The sequence below is a fragment of the Streptomyces sp. NPDC028711 genome, from assembly GCF_055565415.1.
Map to the genome: position 1 here is coordinate 455,060 of NZ_JBVHUJ010000004.1, position 21,427 is coordinate 476,486.

The following is a 21,427-nucleotide window of genomic DNA, read 5'->3' on the forward strand; positions in this document are numbered from 1 at the left end:
AGTTGGGCCGGAAAGCGGAATGCCCTTCTAGCGTCCTCGGCGTGCAAGCAAGTACCAGAGAAGCGGTACGGGTCGCCGTACTCGCCGACTCCGACACCCGGTGGAAATGGGGCGCCCTCACCGCGCGCCGCATCACCACGGCGACCGCCGAACCCACCGGATTCGTCCTGCGCGGACGGGCGACGCCCACCTCCCGCCAGCTCGCCGAGACCGGGGTGTCCACGGCCACCCCGCGCGAGGTGACGGGCGCGGAGTTCCTGCGCGCGGTACGGGACGCGGAGACGCGCGGCGAGGGGTACGACGTCCTCGTGCTCGCCCTCGTCGGCGGCACCGTCAGGGCCGTCCTCCAGGGCCTGGCCGATCTGGACCTGGACCGGCGCCCCGTGATCGTCACCGGTTACGTCGGCGTCGTCTACGAGAAGCTCACCGACGGCCTGCTGCTGCGCCACGGCGCGGACGTCGTCCTCGCCAACTCGCTCCACGACGCCGAGCGCTTCCGCGCCGTGTACGAGGGAGTGGGCGCCGGAGCCGACGCGGTCGTCGAGGCCGCGCTGCCCTTCCTCGGCGGCGCCCCGTACGCCCCCGAGGACGGCCGCGACACCCTGGTCTTCGCCGCCCAGCCCTCCGTACCGGCGACCCGGGCCGAGCGCGCCTACGTCCTGCGGCGCCTCATCGGGCACGCCCGCCTCCACCCGGGGCGCGAGGTGCTGCTCAAGCTCCGCTCCAAGCCGGGCGAACACACCACGCACCTGGAGGAGTTCCCGTTCCAGAAGCTGGTCCGCGAGCTCGACCCGCCCGCCAACTTCCGGCTCGTGTACGGGCACATGGGCGAGGTCCTCGACCGGACCGACCTCCTGGTCACCGTCTCCTCCACGGCCGCCCTCGAAGCGCTCCACCGCCGGATCCCGACGGCGATCCTCACCGACCTCGGGGTCCGCGAGGCGCTCGGCAACCACCACTTCGTCGGCTCCGGCCTGCTCGCCTCCTTCGACGCGCTCGACAAGGGGCTCGCGCCGACGCCCGACGAGACCTGGCTCGCCCGGCAGGGCGTGGCGTCCGACAGCCCGTACGAGGCGGCCTTCGACGCGGCCCGCGACCGGGTCACCGAGCTCCTGGCGCTGCCCGCGCTGCCCCCGATCACCCCCTACTACACCGCGGAGACGGCCCCCGGCTACCTGCCGGGGATCCTCGCCCGCCACCGCCTGGACGTCACCGCGTCGGAGCCCCGCGAGAGCGGCCTCCGCCGGATCGTCCGGGAGGCGGCGCGGGGCGCGTACCGCCACGGCGTGCAACGCGTCGCGCCCGTCATCCGCCGCCTGGGAGAACTGTGATGCCGACGACGAATCCGAGCACCCCGACCGTGCTCGCCGTGATCCCCGCGCGGGGCGGCTCCAAGGGTGTCCCCGCCAAGAACCTCGCCCCGGTGGCCGGCGTCCCCCTGGTGACCCGCGCCGTCCGTGCCTGCCTCGGCGCCCGCTCCGTCACCCACGTCCTGGTCTCCACCGACGACGCCGGCATCGCGGCCGCCGCCCGCGCCGCCGGAGCCGAGGCCGTGCGGCGCCCCGCCGAGATCGCGGGCGACACCGCCACCAGCGAGGCCGCGGTCCTGCACGCCATGGACGCCTTCGAGGCCGCCCACGGCCGCCCGGCCGACGTGGTCCTCCTCGTCCAGTGCACGAGCCCCTTCCTCACCTCCGCCGAGGTCGCCGAGACCGCCGAGCGCGTCGCCTCCGGCGCCGCCGACACGGCCTTCACCGCGGCCCCCACCCACGGCTTCCTCTGGCGGGAGACGGTCGAGGAGGGCGCCACCGGCGTCAACCACGACAAGGCGCACCGCCCCCGCCGCCAGGACCGGGAGCCGGAGTACCTGGAGACCGGCGCCGTCTACGCCATGGACGCGGCCGGCTTCCGTACCCACGCACACCGCTTCTTCGGCCGTACCGCGCTCGTCGTCACCGACCCCGCCCGGGTCCTGGAGATCGACGACCCGCACGACCTGGCCCGCGCCCGCGCCCTCGCGCCGCTGCTCGACACCCCGGACACCCCCGGCTTCGCCGACATCGACGCCGTGGTCCTCGACTTCGACGGCACGCAGACCGACGACCGGGTCCATCTCGACGCGGAGGGCCGGGAGTTCGTCTCCGCCCACCGTGGCGACGGCCTCGGCATCGCCGCCCTGCGCCGCGCCGGACTCCCGGTCCTCATCCTCTCCACCGAGCAGAACGCCGTCGTCGCCGCCCGCGCCCGCAAGCTCAAGATCCCCGTCCTGCACGGCATCGACCGCAAGGACCGGGCCCTCAAGGAGTGGTGCGACGCCGAGGGCATCGACCCGCAGCGCGTCCTCTACGCCGGAAACGACGTCAACGACCTGCCCTGCTTCCACCTCGTCGGCTGGCCCGTCGCGGTCAGCAGCGCCCACGACTCCGTACGGGCCGCGGCCCGCGCGGTCACCGTCACCCCGGGCGGCTCCGGCGCGATCCGCGAGATCGCCGCCTGGCTCCTCGGACCCGAGCTCAACACCCCCAACTCCTAAGGAACGGCACCATGAACACCCGCATCCGCACCCTCGGCGACAAGACCGCGGGCCCCGGCCACTCCGTCTACATCACGGGCGAGATCGGCATCAACCACAACGGTGACCTCGACAACGCCTTCGCCCTGATCGACGTCGCCGCCGAGGCCGGCTGCGACGCCGTCAAGTTCCAGAAGCGCACCCCGGAGATCTGCACCCCGCGCGACCAGTGGGACATCGAGCGCGACACGCCGTGGGGCCGGATGACGTACATCGACTACCGTCACCGCGTCGAGTTCGACGAGACCCAGTACCGCGCCATCGACGAGCACTGCAAGAAGCGCGGCATCGACTGGTTCGCCTCCCCGTGGGACACCGAGGCCGTCGCCTTCCTGGAGAAGTTCGACGTCCCCGCCCACAAGGTCGCCTCCGCCTCCCTCACCGACGACGAGCTGCTCCGCTCGCTGCGCGCCACCGGCCGTACGGTCATCCTCTCCACGGGCATGTCCACCCCGGCGCAGATCCGCCACGCCGTCGAGGTCCTCGGCAGCGCGAACATCCTGCTCTGCCACGCCACCTCGACGTACCCGGCCAAGGCCGAGGAGCTGAACCTGCGCGTCATCCAGACGCTCCAGGAGGAGTTCCCGAACGTCCCGATCGGCTACTCCGGCCACGAGACCGGCCTCCAGACCACCCTCGCGGCCGTCGCCCTCGGCGCCACCTTCGTCGAGCGCCACATCACCCTCGACCGCGCCATGTGGGGCTCCGACCAGGCCGCGTCCGTCGAGCCGCAGGGCCTGCAGCGCCTGGTCCGCGACATCCGCACCATCGAGGCCGCGCTCGGCGACGGCGTCAAGAAGGTCTACGAGTCGGAGCTCGGCCCGATGAAGAAGCTCCGCCGGGTCCAGGGGCTCGTCGCCGCATGACCGGGCAGCTGGCGTTCGTCGAGAGCCCGGTCCAGCTCCTCAACGTCCTGGAATGGGCGCACACCCGGGCACCCGCCACGGGCACGCCCCGCACCGCTCCCACCGGCATGCCCGGTACGGCGGACGCCGCACCCCCCCTCACGGTCGTCGTGCTCTCGCCGACCGACCCCATGTCGCGTGGTCAGCTGCGCCGGATGGCCCAGCTGGCCCGCGACGAGGGCCTCACCGTCCGCTGGCAGGAGGCCCGCGGCGGCCGGGGCGCGCTCGTCCGCACCCTGCGGGAGCTCGCCCGGCCGCTGCGCTCGGCGGAACGGGTGATCATCGGTGACCCGTTCTCCCGGTACGTCCAGCTGCTCCTGACCCTGTTCGGCCCCCGGCACCTGACGGTGGTCGACGACGGCACCGCCACCATGGAGTTCGCCGCCCAGATCGGCCGCGGCGAGCGCCTGGTGCGGTGGCACCGCAAGGGCAGCCTGGGCCCGCGCGAGCTGGTCCTCGCCCCGGTGACCTCCCTCGCCCGGCGGCGCCTCGCCCCGGCCCGCGGCCGTACGGTCGAGATCTTCACCTCGCTGCCCGTGGAGGCCCCCGAGGGCATCACGGTCACCGAGAACTCCTTCGCCTGGACCCGCACCCGCTTCGGCCCGCCGCTGCTCACCGGCGGCGCGGACCTGGTCGGCACCTCGCTGGTCGAGACGGGCGTGGTCGACGCCGGCCACTACGACCGGGTGGTGGGCGAGCTCGCCCGCACCCACGGCGCCACGCGCTACTTCGCCCACCGCAGGGAGAGCGCCGAGAAACTGCACCGCATCGCGGTCGAGACGGGCCTTCAGGTGGTCAGGCCGGAGCTGCCCCTGGAGCTGATCGCCCGGCGCGGCCCCGTCGGCCGCACGATCGTCAGCTTCCCGTCCACGGTGGTGCACACCCTGCCGCTCGCCCTCGCGGGGACGGGCGTGAAGGTGGCGGTCTGCGAGATCGCGCCGGAGTGGCTCCGGGAGAGCGCCTCACCGCGCGCCCAGGGATTCCTGTCCGGGGTGGCGGGGACCGCGGCCCACGAGGTCGACCGGCTCACCGCCCGGGCGTCGAACCCCAGGGACCGGCTCGAATTCGGGTGAGCTTACCCACATCGAAAGTCCTTCATACCTGGTGAACGGATTTTCTTTCCCCTAACGGGTTGAAGTTTTCGTGATCAACGGGCAGTTGACCTGTCTGAAGGCCTACCCTTCAAAAGGTGAACCAGTTGAAGTCCCGTGAGCCAGGCTCCGTCACCCTGCCCGGAACGCTGTCCGACCCCCTGCGCCTCGAGCTGATCGCCTTCCGCAGGGACGTACACATGCACCCGGAGCTCGGGAACCAGGAGTTCCGTACGACCGCCGCGCTCAAGGCCCACCTCGAAGCGGCCGGCCTCGCGCCGAAGGTCCTGCCGGCCGGCACCGGGCTCATCTGCGACATCGGCACCCCGGACCACCGCCGACCCATGCTGGCGATCCGCGCCGACCTCGACGCGCTGCCGATCCCCGACGTCAAGACCGTCTCCTACCGGTCCACCGTGCCCAACCGCGCCCACGCCTGCGGACACGACGTCCACACCACCACCGTCCTGGGCGCCGGACTCGTCCTCGCCGAACTCGACCGGCAGGGCCTGCTGCCCAACGCCGTGCGGCTGATCTTCCAGCCCGCCGAGGAGGTCCTCCCCGGCGGCGCCGCCGACGCCGTCGCGGCCGGGGTCCTGGACGGAGTGGGCCGGATCATCGCCCTCCACTGCGACCCCCGCGTGGACGCCGGGAAGATCGGGCTCCGCGCCGGAGCCATCACCTCCGCCTGCGACCGCCTCGAGGTCACCCTCGACGGGCCCGGCGGCCACACCGCACGCCCGCACCTCACCACCGACCTCGTCACCGCCGCCGCCCGGGTCGCCACCGACGTCCCCGCCGTCCTCGCCCGCCGCGTCGACGCCCGCTCGGGCCTCTCGGTGACCTGGGGCCGCATCGAGTCCGGCCACGCGCCCAACGTCATCCCCCAGCACGCGGAGCTCTCCGGCACCGTCCGCTGCCTCGACCTGCCGACCTGGCGCGAGGCCCCCGACCTGGTCCACGCGGCGATCGACGAGATCGCGACCCTGCACCGCGCCAAGTCGACCGTGAACTACGTCCGCGGCGTCCCCCCGGTCGTCAACGACCCGGGCGTCACCGAACTGCTCCACGACGCCATGGCCGCCCGCCGCGGCGTCCACGCGATCGAGGACACCGAGCAGAGCCTCGGCGGCGAGGACTTCTCCTGGTACCTGGAGCACGTCCCCGGCGCCATGGCCCGCCTCGGCGTCCGCACCCCCGGCGACAGCCGCGTCCGCGACCTGCACGCCGGCGACTTCGACGTGGACGAGCGCTGCATCGAGACGGCGGTGGAACTCTTCACGGCCGCGGCCCTGCTCGACGCCGAACCGAGGCCCTGAAGCCCGGCCGGCCCGACCGGACAGCCCGGCCGGCCTGACCGGACTGTCCGGCCGGCCTGACCGGACAGCGCCCCGGCCCTGACCGACACCGCGCCCCGGCCCCGGCCGACGCGGCACCGCAGCCCTGAATTCCGGCCGGACGGACCCTCATCCGTCCGGCCGACCGCTTTCCCCCCTTCGGCCCACCGCCCGGCGTGGCGCCCCCCGGTCCCTCTCCCGCCGCCGCTTTACGGCGGTATAACCGGCCGTACCGGGCCGAACGCCCCCGGTCGCCTCGACTGGCCGGTTCGCGACGATCCGATAACGACTCATGAACGGGTCTTTAACTGACATCTACGCGCGTTACGATCGCCGCGAAACCAGCGCCGGAAGAGGCGCTTTCGGTCAGTCTTGAAGGGACCCTCCTCTTGCGCCGGATCACCAGGATCACGACCGTGGGCATCGCCTCCGCGGCCCTCGCCCTGTCCGCCACCGCGTGTGGCAAGTCTTCGAACGACTCCGGCTCCGGCACGGACTCGAAGGCCGCCAAGGCCGCCATCGCGTACGACATCGGTGGCCGTGGCGACCAGTCGTTCAACGACGCCGCCTACGCGGGCCTGAAGAAGGCCGAGGACGAGCTCGGTGTCAAGGGCTCCGAGGCCGAGCCCTCCGAGGGTGAGGGCGACGCCGACAAGGTGCAGCGCCTCACCGCGCTCGCCCGCGCCGGCAACAACCCGGTCATCGGCGTCGGCTTCGCCTACGCGCCGGCGATCGAGAAGGTCGCCAAGGCCTACCCGAAGACCACCTTCGGCCTCATCGACGACACGTCGAAGACCGGCCCGAACATCGCCAACCTCGTCTTCAACGAGGAGCAGGGCTCCTACCTGGCCGGCGTCGCCGCCGCCAAGGCGTCCAAGACCGGCACGGTCGGCTTCATCGGCGGTGTCGAGGTCCCGCTGATCAAGAAGTTCGAGGCGGGCTTCGCGCAGGGCGTCAAGGACACCAACCCCAAGGCGAAGGTGCTCGTCCAGTACCTGACCCAGCCGCCGAACTTCGACGGCTTCTCGAAGCCCGACCTCGGCAAGGCCGCCGCGCAGGGCCAGCTCGACAAGGGCGCCGACGTGATCTACGCCGCCGCCGGTCTGGCCGGTTCCGGCTCGATCGAGGCCGCCGCGTCCGCCGGCAAGTGGGCCATCGGCGTCGACTCCGACCAGTACAACCAGGCGGGTCTGTCCTCCTACAAGGAGCACATCCTCACCTCGGTCACCAAGGACGTCTCCGACTCCGTCTTCAACCTGATCAAGTCGGTCAAGGACGGCAAGCCGCAGACCGGTGAGATCCGCTACGGCCTCGCCACGGACGGCGTCGGCCTGTCCGACTCCAACCCGGCGTACAAGAAGATGACCGATGTCACCGCCGCCGTGGAGAAGGCGAAGAAGGACATCGTCGACGGCAAGATCACGGTCAAGACCGCTCCGTAAGGACAGCAGGTCAACGACCTCAGGGCCCGGCAACGGTGGGACCCCCACCGGGGCCGGGCCCCGTTCCCGTACAGGTTTTCACTTTCCGGCAGCGCTACGCGTGTAGATGTCTCCCTGGCACGATAACTTCGCCCCGCCCTGCCCTCCCGCTCCCACTCCTTCCGGCCAAGGAGAGTGCGTCATCAACGCGTCCAGCCCCCCTGCCGTAGAACTGCACGGCATCACCAAGCGATTTCCCGGCGTCGTCGCCAACAAGGACATCGCCATCACGGTCCGCAAGGGCACCGTGCACGCCCTCATCGGCGAGAACGGTGCCGGCAAGTCGACCCTCATGAAGATCCTCTACGGCATGCAGAAGCCGGACGAGGGCACCATCGCCATCGACGGCGAGCGGGTCACCTTCTCCAGCCCCGGTGACGCCATCGCGCGCGGCATCGGCATGGTGCACCAGCACTTCATGCTCGCCGACAACCTCACCGTCCTGGAGAACGTCGTCCTCGGCGGCGAGAAGCTCCACGGCATCGGCGCCAAGGCGCGGAGGAGGATCCAGGAGATCTCCGACGCGTACGGCCTCGGTGTCCGCCCCGACGCGCTCGTCGAGGACCTCGGAGTCGCCGACCGCCAGCGGGTGGAGATCCTCAAGGTCCTCTACCGCGGCGCCAAGATCCTCATCCTCGACGAGCCGACCGCCGTGCTCGTCCCGCAGGAGGTCGACGCGCTCTTCGACAACCTGCGCGAGCTCAAGTCCGAGGGCCTGACGGTCATCTTCATCTCGCACAAGCTGGGCGAGGTCCTGAAGGTCGCCGACGACATCACCGTCATCCGCCGGGGCACCACGGTCGGCACCGCCGACCCGAAGACCGCCACGACCAAGCAGCTCGCCGAGCTGATGGTCGGCAGCGAGCTGCCCTCGCCGGAGACCCGCGAGTCGACGGTCACCACCGTGCCGATGCTCAAGGTCGAGAACCTGACCCTGACGGAGAGCGGCGCCGCGGCCGCCGCCCCGCTGACCACCGCCGCCCCGCCGGACCCGTCCGGTGCGGTCGCCCTCCAGGAGGTCGGCGTCGGTCGCAAGCTCCTCGACGACATCTCCCTCACGATCCACAAGGGCGAGATCCTCGGCATCGCGGGCGTCGAGGGCAACGGCCAGACCGAGCTCATCGAGGCCCTCATGGGCATGGCGACCCCCGACGCGGGCGTCATCTCCCTCGACGGCAAGGACATCTCCAAGGTCTCGGTGCGCAAGCGCCGCGAGGGCGGCATCGGCTACATCCCCGAGGACCGCCACCGCCACGGCCTGCTCCTCGAGGCCCCGCTCTGGGAGAACCGCATCCTCGGTCACGTCACCGAGGCGCCCAACTCCAAGCGCGGCATCCTCGACCCCAAGGGCGCCCGCAAGGACACCGAGCGGATCGTCCGCGAGTACGACGTGCGCACCCCCGGCATCGACGTCACCGCGGCCTCCCTCTCCGGCGGCAACCAGCAGAAGCTGATCGTCGGCCGCGAGATGAGCCACGCCCCCAAGTTCCTGATCGCCGCCCACCCCACCCGTGGTGTGGACGTCGGCGCGCAGGCGCAGATCTGGGACGCGATCCGGGACGCCCGCCGCGAGGGCCTGGCGGTGCTGCTGATCTCCGCCGACCTCGACGAGCTGATCGGTCTCTCCGACACCCTCCGGGTCATGTACCGCGGCAGGCTCGTCGCGGACGCCGACCCCGCCACCATCACGCCCGAGGAGCTGGGCTCCGCCATGACCGGCGCGGCCAGCGGTCACCTCGAAGGCAACGAAGAGCAGCCCGAAGACGGTGACGCCCGATGATGAAATTCGACAAGGACAAGCTGATCCTGGGCGCGGCGGGACCGGTGCTCGCGCTGGTCTCCTCGTTCGTGCTCACCGTCCTGGTGCTGCTCGCGACGGGCCTCGACCCGATCGAGCCGATCACGCTGATGATCGACAACGCCGCGTACTCGGACATCCAGGTCCTGATCGTCAACCAGACCGGGATCTACTACCTGGCAGCCCTGGCCGTCGCCATCGGCTTCAGGATGAACCTGTTCAACATCGGCGTCGACGGCCAGTACCGGCTCGCCGCGATGGTCTCGGCCCTGGTCGGCGCCTCGGTCGAGCTGCCAGGACCGCTGCACATCCTGCTCATCGTGCTCGTCGCGATGCTGACCGGTGCCTTCTGGTCCGGCATCGCCGGCATCCTGAAGACCACCCGCGGTGTCTCCGAGGTCGTCTCGACGATCATGCTGAACGCCATCGCGACCTCGCTCGTGGCGTGGCTGATCCTGCCGAAGAACTTCGGCTTCCAGCCGGAGGGGTCGAACAACCTCACCACCGGTGAGATCTCCGAGTCCGGCTGGTTCCCGGGCATCGACATGGGCGAGGGCAACGGAGTCATCTACGGCTTCACGTTCGTCGCGCTCGCCCTCGGCGTCGTCTACTGGTTCGCCCTCAACCGCACCCGCTTCGGCTTCGACCTGCGCGCCACCGGCGCCAGCGAGTCCGCCGCGCAGGCCAGCGGTGTCGACGCCAAGAAGATGATCCTCACCTCGATGCTCATCTCGGGCGCGCTCGCCGGTCTCGCCGGCATGCCGACGCTGCTCGGCGAGTCCCACACGTACAGCCTCGACTTCCCCGTCGGTGTCGGCTTCACCGCCATCACCATCGCGCTGCTCGGCCGTAACCACCCGGTCGGCATCTTCTTCGCGGCCCTGCTCTTCGCGTTCCTCGACAAGGCCTCCTCGTCGCTGGACACCGAGGGCTACCCGAAGGAGATCACCAAGATCATGCAGGGCATCATCGTGATCGCGGTCGTCGTCTCGTACGAGCTCGTCCGCCGTTACGGCCTCCGCCGCCAGCAGCAGAAGGTCGGCGAGGAACTCGCCGCCGGCGGCGCCATCAAGACCGACAAGGAGGTCTCGGCATGAGCACCGGCACTGTCACCAAGCCGAGCGCCGCGCCCAAGGGCGGCGGACGCCGCAAGCTCACCTGGCCGTGGATCATGCTGATCGTCGCGGCCGGTCTCCTGCTCTTCTCGCTCGTCCGGGCCGTCTCCGGGGCCAACGACCTCACCTCGGTGGGCCAGGTCTCCGGCGCGCTCCAGCTCGCCGTCCCGATCGGCCTCGCCGGTCTCGGCGGTCTCTGGGCCGAGCGCGCGGGCGTGGTCAACATCGGCCTCGAAGGCATGATGGTGCTCGGCACCTGGTTCGGCGCCTGGGCCGGATACCAGTGGGGCCCCTGGGTGGGCGTCCTCTTCGGTCTCCTCGGCGGCGCGCTCGGCGGTCTGCTGCACGCGATCATCACCGTCACGTTCAACGTGAACCACATCGTCTCCGGTGTGGCGATCAACATCCTCGCGGTCGGCTTCACCCAGTACCTGTCGAACTTCACGTTCGCCGAGGCCGATGGCGGCTCCTCCAAGCAGTCCCCGCGCATCGAACAGATCACCAAGATCACGATCCCAGGCATGTCCGACTGGCTGTCCGATCTCCAGGGCAAACACTGGTTCCTGATCTCCGACCTGGCCGGCATCCTCGGCGGCCTCGTCACCAACCTGTCGCTGCTCACGGTCGTGGCCCTGCTGCTGATCCCGGCGACCTGGTGGCTGCTGTGGCGTACGGCCTTCGGCCTGCGGCTGCGCTCCTGCGGTGAGAACCCGGTCGCCGCCGAGTCCCTCGGCGTGAACGTCTACAAGTACAAGTACATCGCCGTCACCGTCTCCGGCGCCCTCGCCGGCCTCGGCGGCGCGTTCCTCGCGATCGTCGCCACCGGCATCTACCAGGAGGGCCAGACCGGCGGCCGCGGCTACATCGGTCTCGCCGCGATGATCTTCGGCAACTGGATGCCCGGCGGCATGGCGCTCGGCGCCGGCCTCTTCGGCTTCACCGACAGCCTCAAGCTGCGCGGCGGCGCCGAGAACGTCCACGCGCTGCTGCTGCTCGTCGCCGTGCTCCTGCTGATCGCCGCGCTGTGGCAGCTGTACAAGAAGAAGTACGTGGCCGGTGTGGTCGCGGCGGCCTTCTCGGCCGGATTCTTCCTCTGGTACGCGCTGACCGACGAGGTCCCGAGCCAGTTCGTCGACGCGGCGCCGTACATCACCACCCTGCTCGTGCTCGCCCTGTCGGCGCAGCGCCTGCGCATGCCCAAGGCGGACGGACTGCCGTACCGCAAGGGCCAGGGCAAGTGACCGGCGCCCTGCCCGGGGCGGGTCTCTCCGAGGCTGACTGGGAGGCCCTGCGGGTCACGGCCCGCGAGGCCATGTCCCGCGCGTACGCCCCGTACTCGGGCTACCCGGTCGGCGCGGCGGCCCGCGTCGACGACGGCCGGACGGTCGCCGGCTGCAACGTGGAGAACGCCTCGTTCGGCCTCGGCCTGTGCGCCGAGTGCGGGCTCGTCTCGGCCCTCCAGGCGACCGGCGGCGGCCGTCTGACCCACTTCGTGTGCGTCGACGGGCGGGGCGAGTCCCTGGTGCCCTGCGGGCGCTGCAGGCAGCTCCTCTACGAGTTCGGGGGCCCCGAGCTCGTCCTGGAGACGCCCGCCGGGTTCCTGACCCTCGCGGAGATGCTGCCGCAGGCCTTCGGCCCGGACCACCTGTCGAAGTAGTACCTCGGAGCGGCCCTTCCGGCACGATGGGAGGGTCGCTCCCCCCTTCCCCCTCTATGCGCGTAGAAAGAGGAACCACCTCATGGACGTCATCTCCGTCATCCGCACGAAGCGGGACAAGGGCGAGCTGAGCCCGGAGCAGATCGACTGGGTCATCGACGCGTACACCCGTGGTGCGGTCGCCGACGAGCAGATGTCCGCCCTGGCCATGGCCATCCTCCTGAACGGCATGAACCGCGCGGAGATCGCCCGCTGGACCGCCGCGATGATCGCCAGCGGCGAGCGCATGAACTTCGACTCCCTCTCCCGCCCCACCGCCGACAAGCACTCCACCGGCGGCGTCGGCGACAAGATCACCCTCCCGCTCGCCCCGCTCGTCGCCGCCTGCGGCGCGGCCGTCCCGCAGCTCTCCGGCCGCGGCCTCGGCCACACCGGCGGCACCCTCGACAAGCTGGAGTCCATCCCGGGCTGGCGGGCGCTGCTCTCCAACGAGGAGATGCTGCACGTCCTCGACACCACGGGCGCGGTCATCTGCGCGGCGGGCGACGGCCTGGCCCCGGCGGACAAGAAGCTGTACGCGCTCCGCGACGTGACGGGCACGGTCGAGGCGATCCCGCTGATCGCGAGCTCGATCATGTCGAAGAAGATCGCCGAGGGCACCGGCTCCCTGGTCCTCGACGTCAAGGTCGGCACCGGCGCCTTCATGAAGACCATCGAGGACGCCCGTGAGCTGGCCTCCACGATGGTCGGCCTCGGCACCGACAGCGGAGTGAAGACGGTGGCCCTGCTCACCGACATGTCCACCCCCCTCGGCCTCACCGCCGGCAACGCCCTGGAGGTCCGCGAGTCCGTCGAGGTCCTCGCCGGCGGCGGCCCGGCGGACGTCGTCGAGCTGACGATCGCGCTGGCCCGCGAGATGCTCGAAGCGGCCGGCATCAAGGACGCGGACCCGGCGAAGGCGCTGGCCGACGGCTCGGCGATGGACCACTGGCGCCGGATGATCGCGGCCCAGGGCGGCGACCCGGACGCGGCCCTCCCGGTCGCCCGCGAGCAGCACGTCGTCACGGCCCCGTCGACCGGTGTCCTCACCCGCCTCGACGCGTACGACATCGGCATCGCCGCCTGGCGCCTCGGCGCGGGCCGCGCCCGCAAGGAGGACCCGGTGCAGGCCGGCGCGGGCGTCGAGCTCCACGCCAAGCCGGGCGACACGGTGACGGCCGGCCAGCCGCTGCTCACCCTCCACACGGACACGCCGGAGAAGTTCGACTACGCCCTGAAGTCGCTGGATGCGGCGTGGGACATCGCGGCGGAGGGCACGTCCTTCACCCCGAACCCGATCGTCCTGGACCGCATCGCCTAGGGGTCGACCGAGACGGACACCGAACGGGACCGGTGGACCTCCACCCGGTCCCGTTCGGCATGCCCGGCTAGCCGAGCAGCCCCGGCAGCTCCCGCATGTGGTCGAAGACCACCGTGTGCGGGCCCATCAGCCGGTCCGCCCGTGTCAGCCCGCCGCAGTAGCCGAAGGCGCGCATCCCGGCCGCGCGGGCCGCCTGGACGCCGTACGGGCTGTCCTCGACGACCGCGCAGCGCTCCGGGGGGACGCCCATCGTGGCCGCCGCGTGCAGGAAGAGGTCCGGGGCGGGCTTGCCCCGGGCGACGTCACGGGCGCTGAACATGCGGCCCTCGAAGCGGTCGAGGAGACCGGTCCTGCCCAGGTTCTTGCGGATGGAGGCGTGGCTGCCGTTGGAGGCGAGGCAGTACGGGAGCGGCAGGGTGTCCAGGAGGTCCGTGACGCCCTCCACGGCGGTCAGTTCCGCGTCCAGGGCGTCCTCGTACCGCTGCCGGAAGGGCGCGTTCCAGCCGGTCTCCAGGGGGCGGCCGATGCGCTCCTCCAGGATCGAGGTGAGGAGTTCGTGGGAGGAGCCGACGAAGTGCTCCACCATCTCCGCCTCGGTGAACTCCGCACCGAGCGTCGCGAACACCTCCCGGTCCACGCGACAGTAGATCTTCTCGCTGTCCACCAGAACGCCGTCACAGTCGAAGATCACCAGTTCGACAGGCTCGTGAGTCATGATCCAGACCCTAGCGACACGGGCCCCGATGAGTTCTCGCCCGCCACCCGGTCTCAACGGACGTGGACACCAGTCAACCGCTTGTCGTGACCCTGCCCGCCCGCCCCACCCGGGACGAGGTGGCGCGGCTCTGTGCCGAGCTCGCCGCCGCCCCGCCCGGTGAGGTGGTCTGCGAGGTCGGCGCCCTCGCGCACGCCGATCTCGCCGCCGTCGACGCCCTCGCCCGGCTGAGACTCGCGGCCGGGCGGCGCGGCCACCGGATCCGCTTCCACGGAGCAGGACCCGACCTGCGGGCCCTGCTCCTGCTGACAGGCCTGGACGGGTCCCTAGGCCTCTAGCCGCGCCGGCAGGTCGAAGAGCGGGAACCAGCGCTCGGTGTCCAGGAAGAAGTCCATCCCGGCGACCTTCCCGTCCCGCAGCTCCAGGACGATCAGCGCCCACGGCGCGAAGCCGCCCGCCGGGTCCGGGTGGTACTGCGCGAACGCCGGGGAGCCGTTCGCCACGGTCGGCACCAGCTTCGAGCCGGAGCAGACCTCGCCGACGCCCAGCATCCAGCCCACGATGTCGTCGTGACCCCGGAGCCACAGGTCGTACGGCGGCATGGACATGGTCGCGTCCTCGTGGAGGAGCGCGGTCAGCGCCTTCATGTCGTAGCCCTCGAAGGCGGCGACATAGCGCTCCAGGAGCGCCTTCTGCTCCTCGTCGAGCGGGTTCGCCGGGTCGGAGGTGGCCGGCGCCTGCTCGGCCAGGGTCGCGCGGGCCCGCTGGAGGGCGCTGTTGACCGAGGCGACGGTGGTGTCGAGGAGCTCCGCGACCTCGCTCGCCTTCCAGGCCAGCACCTCGCGCAGGATGAGCACCGCCCGCTGCTTGGGCGGCAGGTGCTGGAGCGCGGCGACGAACGCGAGCCGCACGGTCTCCCGCGAGACGGCCGTCTCCGCCGGGTCGGCGACCGAGGGCAGCACCCGGCCGTCGGGGATCGGCTCCAGCCAGGTGATCTCCGGCTGCTTGACGAGCTGCGCCTGCGCGACCGGCGTGGGGGAGGTCAGATCCATCGGCCGTGCCCTCTTGTTGCCGGCGTTCAGCGCGTCGAGGCAGACGTTGGTGGCGATCCGGTACAGCCAGGACCGCAACGACGAGCGGCCCTCGAAGGAGTCGATGGCCTTCCAGGCCCGCACCATGGTGTCCTGCACCGCGTCCTCCGCCTCGAAGGACGATCCGAGCATCCGGTAGCAGTAACCGGTCAGCTCCCTGCGGTACTTGTCGAGTTCGTCGGTCGTCGCGGCAGCCACGTCGCTCATCGGGTCCACACCCCACACTCACCCCTCATCGGCACCCGTCCGGTGCCGATGAGAGGGAAGCTACCGCAGGCGACTGACAGTCCGGGTCAGGTTCCCGGCTTCCGTCCGTAGACGAAGACGTCGTCGCCGTTCCTGAGCAGGTTCCAGTACGCCTTGGCGTCGGCCGGGCGCATGTTGACGCAGCCGCCCGAGCCCGGCGGGTTCCACATGGACTTGGTGGTCGAGTGGAAGGCCTGGCCGCCGTCGAAGAACTGCGAGTACGGCATGGAGACGTGGTAGATCGTCGACCAGTGGTTGATGTTCCGCCAGTAGATCTTCTTCGAGCCGGTGCGCGTCTCGGTGCCGTCCTTGCCCGTACGCACCGGTACGGGGCCGTACTTGAGGCGGGAGCCGTCCTGGATCCAGCTCAGCTGGCGGGTCAGGTCGACGCAGGCTATCCGGCCCCGGTTGGTCGGGCAGGTGCCCGCCCGGTTGGGGGTGGTGCCGGCGGCCTTCTGCTGGATCATCGTGTTCATCGTGCGCCAGGTGAGCGGCCCGGCGTACCCCATGGTCGGGGTGATGCCGTGCTTGCGCTGGAAGGCCTGGATGGCCTGACAGTCGCCGAGCGACTGCCGGCCGTCGACCGTCCGCCCGAGGAACTTCTCGACCTGCTTCTGGTACGGCCCCGTCGTCACGTTGCAGGACGCCGCCTGCGCCGGCGCCGCACCGAGCGCGATCGTCATCGGCACCAGCAGCGAGGTGAGGCCGGCCGCGATGCCCGCTCTTCTGCCTGTCCGACCCGCGATTCTCTTCATGATCGTCAACTCCCCCTTGAGTCCTATGACTTATGACGTCCGGGGGAGCGGCTCAGTTGCAGCGGAATCCGGGCGGAATCAGCAGGACGCCGCGAGCTGGATCCGCCGCGCCTCGGCGCGGGCGCTGTGTGTCCCGTACAGGGTCACGGACACGACGCCGAGGACCGCGACGAGGCCGATCAGGACCGTGCCGGCCCAGCCGCCCGCGTGGAAGGCGACCGCGCCGAGCGTGCCGCCCGCGCTGCTGCCGAGGTAGTACGCGGACTGGTAGAGCGCCGAGGCCTGCGCGCGCCCCGTCTTCGCCGTACGGCTCACCGAGGAGGAGGCGACGGCGTGGCCCGCGAAGAAGCCGGCCGTGATCAGGACGAGCCCCGCGAGGACCGCGGGCAGCGCGTCGGCGAGCGAGAGCAGCAGGCCCGCGGCGGTGGTGGAGACCGCCAGGTAGAGCGCCCCGCGCCGACCGAGCCGCCCGACGAGCTTCCCGGCCGCCGCCGAGGAGACCGTGCCGACCAGGTAGACCAGGAAGATCGAGCCGATCACGCCCTGCGGCAGCGAGAACGGGGCCTCCACCAGGCGGTAGCCGATCACGGTGTAGACCGCGCCGAAGACCGTCATGAACAGGGCGCCGATCACATAGAGCCGCATGAGCAGCGGGTCCGCGAGATGCGTCCGTACGGTCCTGGCGAGCGCCTTCGGGTTCAGCGTGCCCGGGGTGAAGTGCCGTGCCTTCGGCAGCAGCGCCCGGAAGGCGAGCGCGCACAGGAGGGAGGTCAGGCCGACGGCGGCCAGACCCGCGCGCCAGCCCCACATCTGGGCCACCCAGCCGGTCACCAGGCGGCCGCTCATGCCGCCGATCGAGTTGCCCGCCACGAACAGGCCGATCGCGGCGATCAGCGCCTTGGGCCGTACCTCCTCGGCGAGGAAGGCCATCGCCGAGGCCGGCAGCCCGGCGAGCGCCGCGCCCTGGATCGCGCGGAGGGCGATCAGGGACTCCAGGTTCGGGGCGAGCGGCACCAGGAGCGCGACGCCGACCGCGAGCGTCAGGGAGGCGGTCATCATCGCCCGCCGGCCGAAGCGCTCCGAGAGGGCGCTGAGGGGGAGGACACACAGGGCGAGGGCGCCGGTCGCGGCCGAGACCGTCCAGGAGGCGGCGGAGGCGGTGGCACCGAACTCGGCCGAGATGGCCGGGAGGAGGGCCTGTGTGGAGTAGAGGAGGGCGAAGGTGGCGAGGCCGGCGGCGAAGAGCGCGAGGCTCATCCGGCGGTAGCCGGGGGCGCCGGGGGCGAGGCGGGTGTCGGCGGGGCGGGAGTCGGCGGACGCGTGGGTGGCGGCCGCCTTGGTACTGGCGGAAGGCATGTCACGAACGTAGGACGCCCCGTTTCATGCGTCCAATGCACGGAACTGCTGTAATCGTTCCCATGGTGCATGAGTACAGGTCACAGCCTCGCCTGTCACCGAACAGTAACGAAGAAGACATGGGACCGCTGCTCGCGCCGCGGCTCGCGTACTTCGCCGCCGTCGCCCGGCACGAGCACGTGACCCGCGCCGCGGCCGAGATGGGCGTGCCGCAGTCCACACTCTCCCGGGCGATGGTCCGGCTCGAACAGGACCTCGGCGTCAGCCTCTTCGCCCGCCGGGGCCGCACGGTCTCCCTCACCCCCGCGGGGCGCCGCTTCCTCACCGCCGCCGAGCGGGCGCTCGCCGAGGTGGAGCGGGCCGCCGACACCGTACGGGCCGACGCCGACCCCACGGCGGGCCGCGTCGCCTTCGGGTTCCTGCACACCATGGGCTCGGAGACGGTCCCCGGCCTCATCCGCGCCTTCCGCGTGGACCATCCCCGGATCCGCTTCACCCTCGTCCAGAACTACGGCGAGGCGATGATCGAACGGCTACGGGCCGGCGACCTCGACCTCTGTCTGACCTCCCCGGTGCCGGACGCCCCCGACCTGGTCGCCCGCCGCCTCGACGAGCAGCGGCTGCGGCTCGTCGTCCCCGACGACCACCGGCTCGCGGGCCGCAAGCGGGTCCGCCTCGCCGAGGCCGCGGACGAGACCTTCGTGACCCTGGAACCGGGGTACGGGCTCCGCCGCATCACCGACGACCTGTGCGCGGACGCCGGCTTCAAGCCCCGGATCGCCTTCGAGGGCGAGGAGGCCGAGACCCTGCGCGGCCTGGTCGCCGCCGGTCTCGGCGTCGCCCTGCTGCCGCCGCCGGCCGTCCCGCGCCCCGGCGTCGTCGAACTCACCGTCACCGCCCCGCGCGCGGTCCGCGAGATCGGCGTCGCCTGGCTCGACGGCCACCCGGACACCGCCCCGGTGGCCGCCTTCAAGAAGTTCCTGCTGAGCCGCAGGGGCCATCTGCTCCCGAAGGAGCCGTCGGCACCGCTGCTCGCGACGGAGCCCTCACCGCCGGGTTGAGCCCCCGAAGCCCGCCGCGAGCGGCATCCGCAGGCCGAGCGGCGGGGGAGCGGCCATCGCGTCGGTCACCGGGCGGGCGACCGGGCGGGCGAAGAGCGCGCCGAGGACGAAGTCGGCGGCCAGGGCCCGCACCTCGTCCGCGTACTGGCGGAGCGCGTGGCCGTCCGTGTGCACCTCGAAACGGCAGGTGTCCCGGTTCGCCTTCTTCGCCCGCTCGGCGAACCGGAACGACAGCTCCGGGTCCGTCCTCGCGTCGTTCGTGCCGTGCACAAGCAGCACCCTGCGCCCCACCAGCTGCCGTACGGCCTCCGGCTCCGCCGCCACGTCGTCCTCCGGCAGCCAGGGGGCGAGCCCCAGGACCGCGCCGACCGCGCCGTGCCCGGCCGCCCGCAGCGCGGCCCGGGCGCCGAGCCCGTGCCCGACGAGACAGACCGGGACGTCGCCGTACCGCCGTACCGCCTCGGAGACCGCCCAGGCCGCGTCCTCCGCCAGGTTCGCGTCGGCCCCGTTCCAGCCGCGCCCCCGGTAGCGCACCACATGGGCGACGAGGCCCTCGGCCCGGCCCGCGCGGACCAGCGCGCGCCCGAGCGGCAGCATCGCGGCGTGGGCCCGCGCCGAGGCGCGCCGCCCCGACACCGGCTCGCCGTCCGGCAGGAGCAGCACCACGCCGCCCGCCGCCGACGTCCGTGAACCTCCGACAGGCCGTCCGAGCCGGGGTCTGCGGGCGTCGGACGGCCCCACGAGTGCGAAGTGCGCCATGGCAGAACAGTCTCAGAAGCGGAGGTGTACGCCAGCCGTACGCGCGGTCACTGTTACGTATCGTCCGGTCAGCGAACGTCCGCGCGGCTCACGCCCGTTCGAAGATGTGGATCCGGCCGACGATGGTGAAGCCCTTCCTCCCGTACCAGCGGTGCGGCCAGTCCGAGGCGTGGGCCGTCAGGAAGCGGAGGCCGCAGCCGGCCTCCGCGGCGAGGTGCAGCGCGGTGTCCAGGACCCGCCCGGCGTGCCCCTTCCCGAGATGGGCCTCCGCGGCGACCAGGTCCTCGATATGGGCGATCCCGGCGGCCGGGTCGAGGTAGAGGTCGGCCCAGGAGGCCACCTCGCCGTCCTCGGAGCGGGAGGCGAGGAACCGTACGTCCGCGGCGCCCCCGCGCCGGGCCGTCCGCCGCTCCACCAGGTCGTGGACCTGCTCGTCCGTCACCTCCGGCGCGAGCCGCCGCCAGGACGCGGCGACCGGTTCGCGCAGCGCGTCGAGGTCCACCTCCCGCGCCCCGCCGTGCGCCGGGACCCGGCCGGTGTGCCGCATGACGTACGTGGTCGAGTACGCGTACCCCGCCCGCTCCAGGGGGCCCCGGCAGGCGGCCGCGACCTCCTCGGGGAAGACGTACACGAGCCGGTGCGGAAGGTGGCCGAGCAACTCGTCGGCAAGACCCGGCAGCGCCTCCGGGTCGGTGGACCCGGTCACCAGGAGGTGGTTGTTCCCCCGGGAGTGCGCGTACGTGTCGTCGAGCGCCGCGAACCCCCCGGGGAAGTCGGCCGTGCGGCCCGCCTGCGCGCGGTGGAAGGAGGCCATGAACTCGTGGACACGCGGGAGTTCGACGTCGTTCGTGGATGCGGTCATACGGTGACACTAGGTGCGGACCACCGGGCCCGAAAGCGAGAAAACCGCACGCGGTACGGCGCAGGGAGGCCCGTTCTACGCGCGTAGGCGCTACAGTGCGGAAATGACGAGCCAGACCCCCAGCGTTCCCACCGCGGACCAGATCCGCCGCGCCCCGAAGGTGCTGCTCCACGACCACCTCGACGGCGGGCTGCGCCCCGGCACGATCATCGAACTCGCCCGGGAGCAGGGCTATCAGCAGCTCCCCGAGACGGAGCCCGACAAGCTCGGCATCTGGTTCCGCGAAGCCGCCGACTCCGGTTCCCTCGAGCGGTACCTGGAGACCTTCGCGCACACCTGTGCCGTCATGCAGACCCGCGACGCCCTCTTCCGCGTCGCCGCGGAGTGCGCCGTCGACCTCGCCGAGGACGGCGTCGTCTACGCGGAGGTGCGCTACGCCCCCGAGCAGCACCTGGAGGGCGGACTCACCCTCGAAGAGGTCGTGGAGGCCGTCAACGAGGGCTTCCGCGAGGGCGAGCGGCGGGCCATCGCCAACGGGTACCGCATCCGGATCGGCGCCCTGCTGACCGCCATGCGGCACGCCGCCCGCGCCCTGGAGATCGCCGAACTCGCCAACCGCTACCGCGACTCCGGTGTCGTCGGCTTCGACATCGCGGGCGCCGAGGCCGGCTACCCGCCCACCCGCCACCTCGACGCCTTCGAGTACCTCAAGCGGGAGAACAACCACTTCACGATCCACGCGGGCGAGGCCTTCGGACTGCCCTCCATCTGGCAGGCGCTCCAGTGGTGCGGCGCCGACCGGCTCGGGCACGGCGTCCGGATCATCGACGACATCGAGGTCGCCGACGACGGCTCGGTGACCCTCGGCCGGCTCGCCGCGTACGTCCGCGACAAGCGGATCCCGCTGGAGATGTGCCCCTCGTCCAACCTCCAGACCGGGGCCGCCGCCTCGTTCGCCGAGCACCCCATCGGGCTGCTCCGCAAGCTGCACTTCCGGGCCACGGTCAACACCGACAACCGGCTGATGAGCGGGACGTCGATGAGCCGGGAATTCGAGCTGCTGACCGAGGCATTCGATTACACGCTCGATGACATGCAGTGGTTCACTGTCAATGCGATGAAATCAGCGTTCATTCCTTTCGATGAACGCCTGGCCATGATCAACGACGTCATCAAGCCCGGATACGCGGAGCTGAAGTCCGCATGGCTGTTCCAGCAGACCGCCACGACCAGCGAGTCTTCCCGCACGACGGGCTGAGACGGTAC

General features: G+C 71.6%; 20 protein-coding genes. 14 read left to right on the forward strand and 6 right to left on the reverse strand.

Features of this window, described 5'->3' with window-relative positions; all coding sequences use genetic code 11:
- The first annotated feature begins 41 nt into the window (after positions 1–41).
- The 11 genes from ACZ4VK_RS16615 (at position 42) to ACZ4VK_RS16665 (ending at position 13,316) form a co-directional block, all read left to right on the forward strand.
- Positions 42–1,331, forward strand: a complete 1,290-nt coding sequence (locus tag ACZ4VK_RS16615; RefSeq protein ID WP_468352793.1) for a DUF6716 putative glycosyltransferase — start codon at positions 42–44, stop codon at positions 1,329–1,331.
- Complete coding sequence (locus tag ACZ4VK_RS16620; RefSeq protein ID WP_468352795.1) at positions 1,331–2,533, forward strand: cytidylyltransferase domain-containing protein; 1,203 nt, start codon at positions 1,331–1,333, stop codon at positions 2,531–2,533. Before ACZ4VK_RS16615 ends, ACZ4VK_RS16620 begins: the two co-directional genes overlap by 1 nt.
- Positions 2,534–2,544: 11 nt before the next feature.
- Complete coding sequence (locus ACZ4VK_RS16625; RefSeq protein WP_398006930.1) at positions 2,545–3,438, forward strand: N-acetylneuraminate synthase family protein; 894 nt, start codon at positions 2,545–2,547, stop codon at positions 3,436–3,438.
- The gene (locus ACZ4VK_RS16630) at positions 3,435–4,550 is read left to right on the forward strand and encodes a hypothetical protein (RefSeq protein ID WP_468352797.1); all 1,116 of its coding nucleotides are present in this window, start codon (positions 3,435–3,437) and stop codon (positions 4,548–4,550) included. Before ACZ4VK_RS16625 ends, ACZ4VK_RS16630 begins: the two co-directional genes overlap by 4 nt.
- Positions 4,551–4,666: 116 nt before the next feature.
- A complete protein-coding gene (locus tag ACZ4VK_RS16635) occupies positions 4,667–5,887 on the forward strand; it encodes an amidohydrolase (RefSeq protein WP_468352799.1) in 1,221 nt (406 codons plus the stop codon).
- Positions 5,888–6,294: 407 nt separating this feature from the next.
- Positions 6,295–7,347 (forward strand): BMP family lipoprotein, encoded by a 1,053-nt coding sequence (locus ACZ4VK_RS16640; RefSeq protein WP_468352801.1) that lies wholly within the window; start codon positions 6,295–6,297, stop codon positions 7,345–7,347.
- Positions 7,348–7,453: 106 nt separating this feature from the next.
- The gene (locus tag ACZ4VK_RS16645) at positions 7,454–9,166 is read left to right on the forward strand and encodes an ABC transporter ATP-binding protein (RefSeq protein WP_468352803.1); all 1,713 of its coding nucleotides are present in this window, start codon (positions 7,454–7,456) and stop codon (positions 9,164–9,166) included.
- The gene (locus tag ACZ4VK_RS16650) at positions 9,163–10,281 is read left to right on the forward strand and encodes an ABC transporter permease (RefSeq protein WP_468352805.1); all 1,119 of its coding nucleotides are present in this window, start codon (positions 9,163–9,165) and stop codon (positions 10,279–10,281) included. Before ACZ4VK_RS16645 ends, ACZ4VK_RS16650 begins: the two co-directional genes overlap by 4 nt.
- Entirely contained in the window at positions 10,278–11,540 is a 1,263-nt protein-coding gene (locus ACZ4VK_RS16655; RefSeq protein WP_468352807.1) for an ABC transporter permease, read from the forward strand. Before ACZ4VK_RS16650 ends, ACZ4VK_RS16655 begins: the two co-directional genes overlap by 4 nt.
- Positions 11,537–11,956 (forward strand): cytidine deaminase, encoded by a 420-nt coding sequence (locus ACZ4VK_RS16660; protein ID WP_468352809.1) that lies wholly within the window; start codon positions 11,537–11,539, stop codon positions 11,954–11,956. The genes ACZ4VK_RS16655 and ACZ4VK_RS16660 overlap by 4 nt, the downstream gene beginning before the upstream one ends.
- An 82-nt stretch (positions 11,957–12,038) precedes the next feature.
- Positions 12,039–13,316: a thymidine phosphorylase gene (locus tag ACZ4VK_RS16665; protein WP_468352811.1), complete on the forward strand. Its 1,278-nt coding sequence runs from the start codon at positions 12,039–12,041 to the stop codon at positions 13,314–13,316.
- A gap of 67 nt (positions 13,317–13,383) precedes the next feature.
- On the opposite strand, the gene ACZ4VK_RS16670 is transcribed toward ACZ4VK_RS16665, so the two are convergent.
- Positions 13,384–14,031 carry an HAD family hydrolase gene (locus ACZ4VK_RS16670; protein WP_468352813.1) on the reverse strand — a complete coding sequence of 216 codons (648 nt, stop codon included), beginning with the start codon at positions 14,029–14,031 and terminating at the stop codon, positions 13,384–13,386.
- 86 nt (positions 14,032–14,117) lie between these two features.
- Here ACZ4VK_RS16670 and ACZ4VK_RS16675 point away from each other — a divergent pair, with 86 nt between their 5' ends.
- Positions 14,118–14,369, forward strand: a complete 252-nt coding sequence (locus ACZ4VK_RS16675) for an STAS domain-containing protein (RefSeq protein ID WP_468352815.1) — start codon at positions 14,118–14,120, stop codon at positions 14,367–14,369.
- Here ACZ4VK_RS16675 and ACZ4VK_RS16680 read toward each other — a convergent pair.
- From ACZ4VK_RS16680 to ACZ4VK_RS16690, 3 genes are all read right to left on the reverse strand, one after another.
- Positions 14,358–15,329, reverse strand: a complete 972-nt coding sequence (locus tag ACZ4VK_RS16680; RefSeq protein WP_468352817.1) for a sigma-70 family RNA polymerase sigma factor — start codon at positions 15,327–15,329, stop codon at positions 14,358–14,360. The two genes, ACZ4VK_RS16675 and ACZ4VK_RS16680, sit on opposite strands and share 12 nt — an antisense overlap.
- A gap of 86 nt (positions 15,330–15,415) precedes the next feature.
- Positions 15,416–16,123, reverse strand: a complete 708-nt coding sequence (locus ACZ4VK_RS16685; RefSeq protein WP_468352819.1) for a L,D-transpeptidase family protein — start codon at positions 16,121–16,123, stop codon at positions 15,416–15,418.
- Between the two features lie 78 nt (positions 16,124–16,201).
- Positions 16,202–17,479 (reverse strand): MFS transporter, encoded by a 1,278-nt coding sequence (locus tag ACZ4VK_RS16690; protein ID WP_468352821.1) that lies wholly within the window; start codon positions 17,477–17,479, stop codon positions 16,202–16,204.
- Positions 17,480–17,541: 62 nt separating this feature from the next.
- On the opposite strand from ACZ4VK_RS16690, the gene ACZ4VK_RS16695 reads away from it, so the two are divergent.
- Positions 17,542–18,540: a LysR family transcriptional regulator gene (locus ACZ4VK_RS16695; protein WP_468352823.1), complete on the forward strand. Its 999-nt coding sequence runs from the start codon at positions 17,542–17,544 to the stop codon at positions 18,538–18,540.
- Here the strand turns inward: ACZ4VK_RS16695 and ACZ4VK_RS16700 are convergent.
- Together ACZ4VK_RS16700 and ACZ4VK_RS16705 are read right to left on the reverse strand one after the other, a co-directional pair.
- Positions 18,526–19,299, reverse strand: coding sequence for an alpha/beta hydrolase (locus tag ACZ4VK_RS16700; RefSeq protein WP_468352826.1), 774 nt, complete (start codon positions 19,297–19,299; stop codon positions 18,526–18,528). The two genes, ACZ4VK_RS16695 and ACZ4VK_RS16700, sit on opposite strands and share 15 nt — an antisense overlap.
- Before the next feature lie 88 nt (positions 19,300–19,387).
- Positions 19,388–20,161: a GNAT family N-acetyltransferase gene (locus tag ACZ4VK_RS16705; RefSeq protein ID WP_468352827.1), complete on the reverse strand. Its 774-nt coding sequence runs from the start codon at positions 20,159–20,161 to the stop codon at positions 19,388–19,390.
- A gap of 103 nt (positions 20,162–20,264) precedes the next feature.
- Between ACZ4VK_RS16705 and ACZ4VK_RS16710 the strand changes: the two genes are divergently transcribed.
- Positions 20,265–21,419 carry an adenosine deaminase gene (locus ACZ4VK_RS16710; RefSeq protein ID WP_468352829.1) on the forward strand — a complete coding sequence of 385 codons (1,155 nt, stop codon included), beginning with the start codon at positions 20,265–20,267 and terminating at the stop codon, positions 21,417–21,419.
- Positions 21,420–21,427 lie beyond the last annotated feature (8 nt).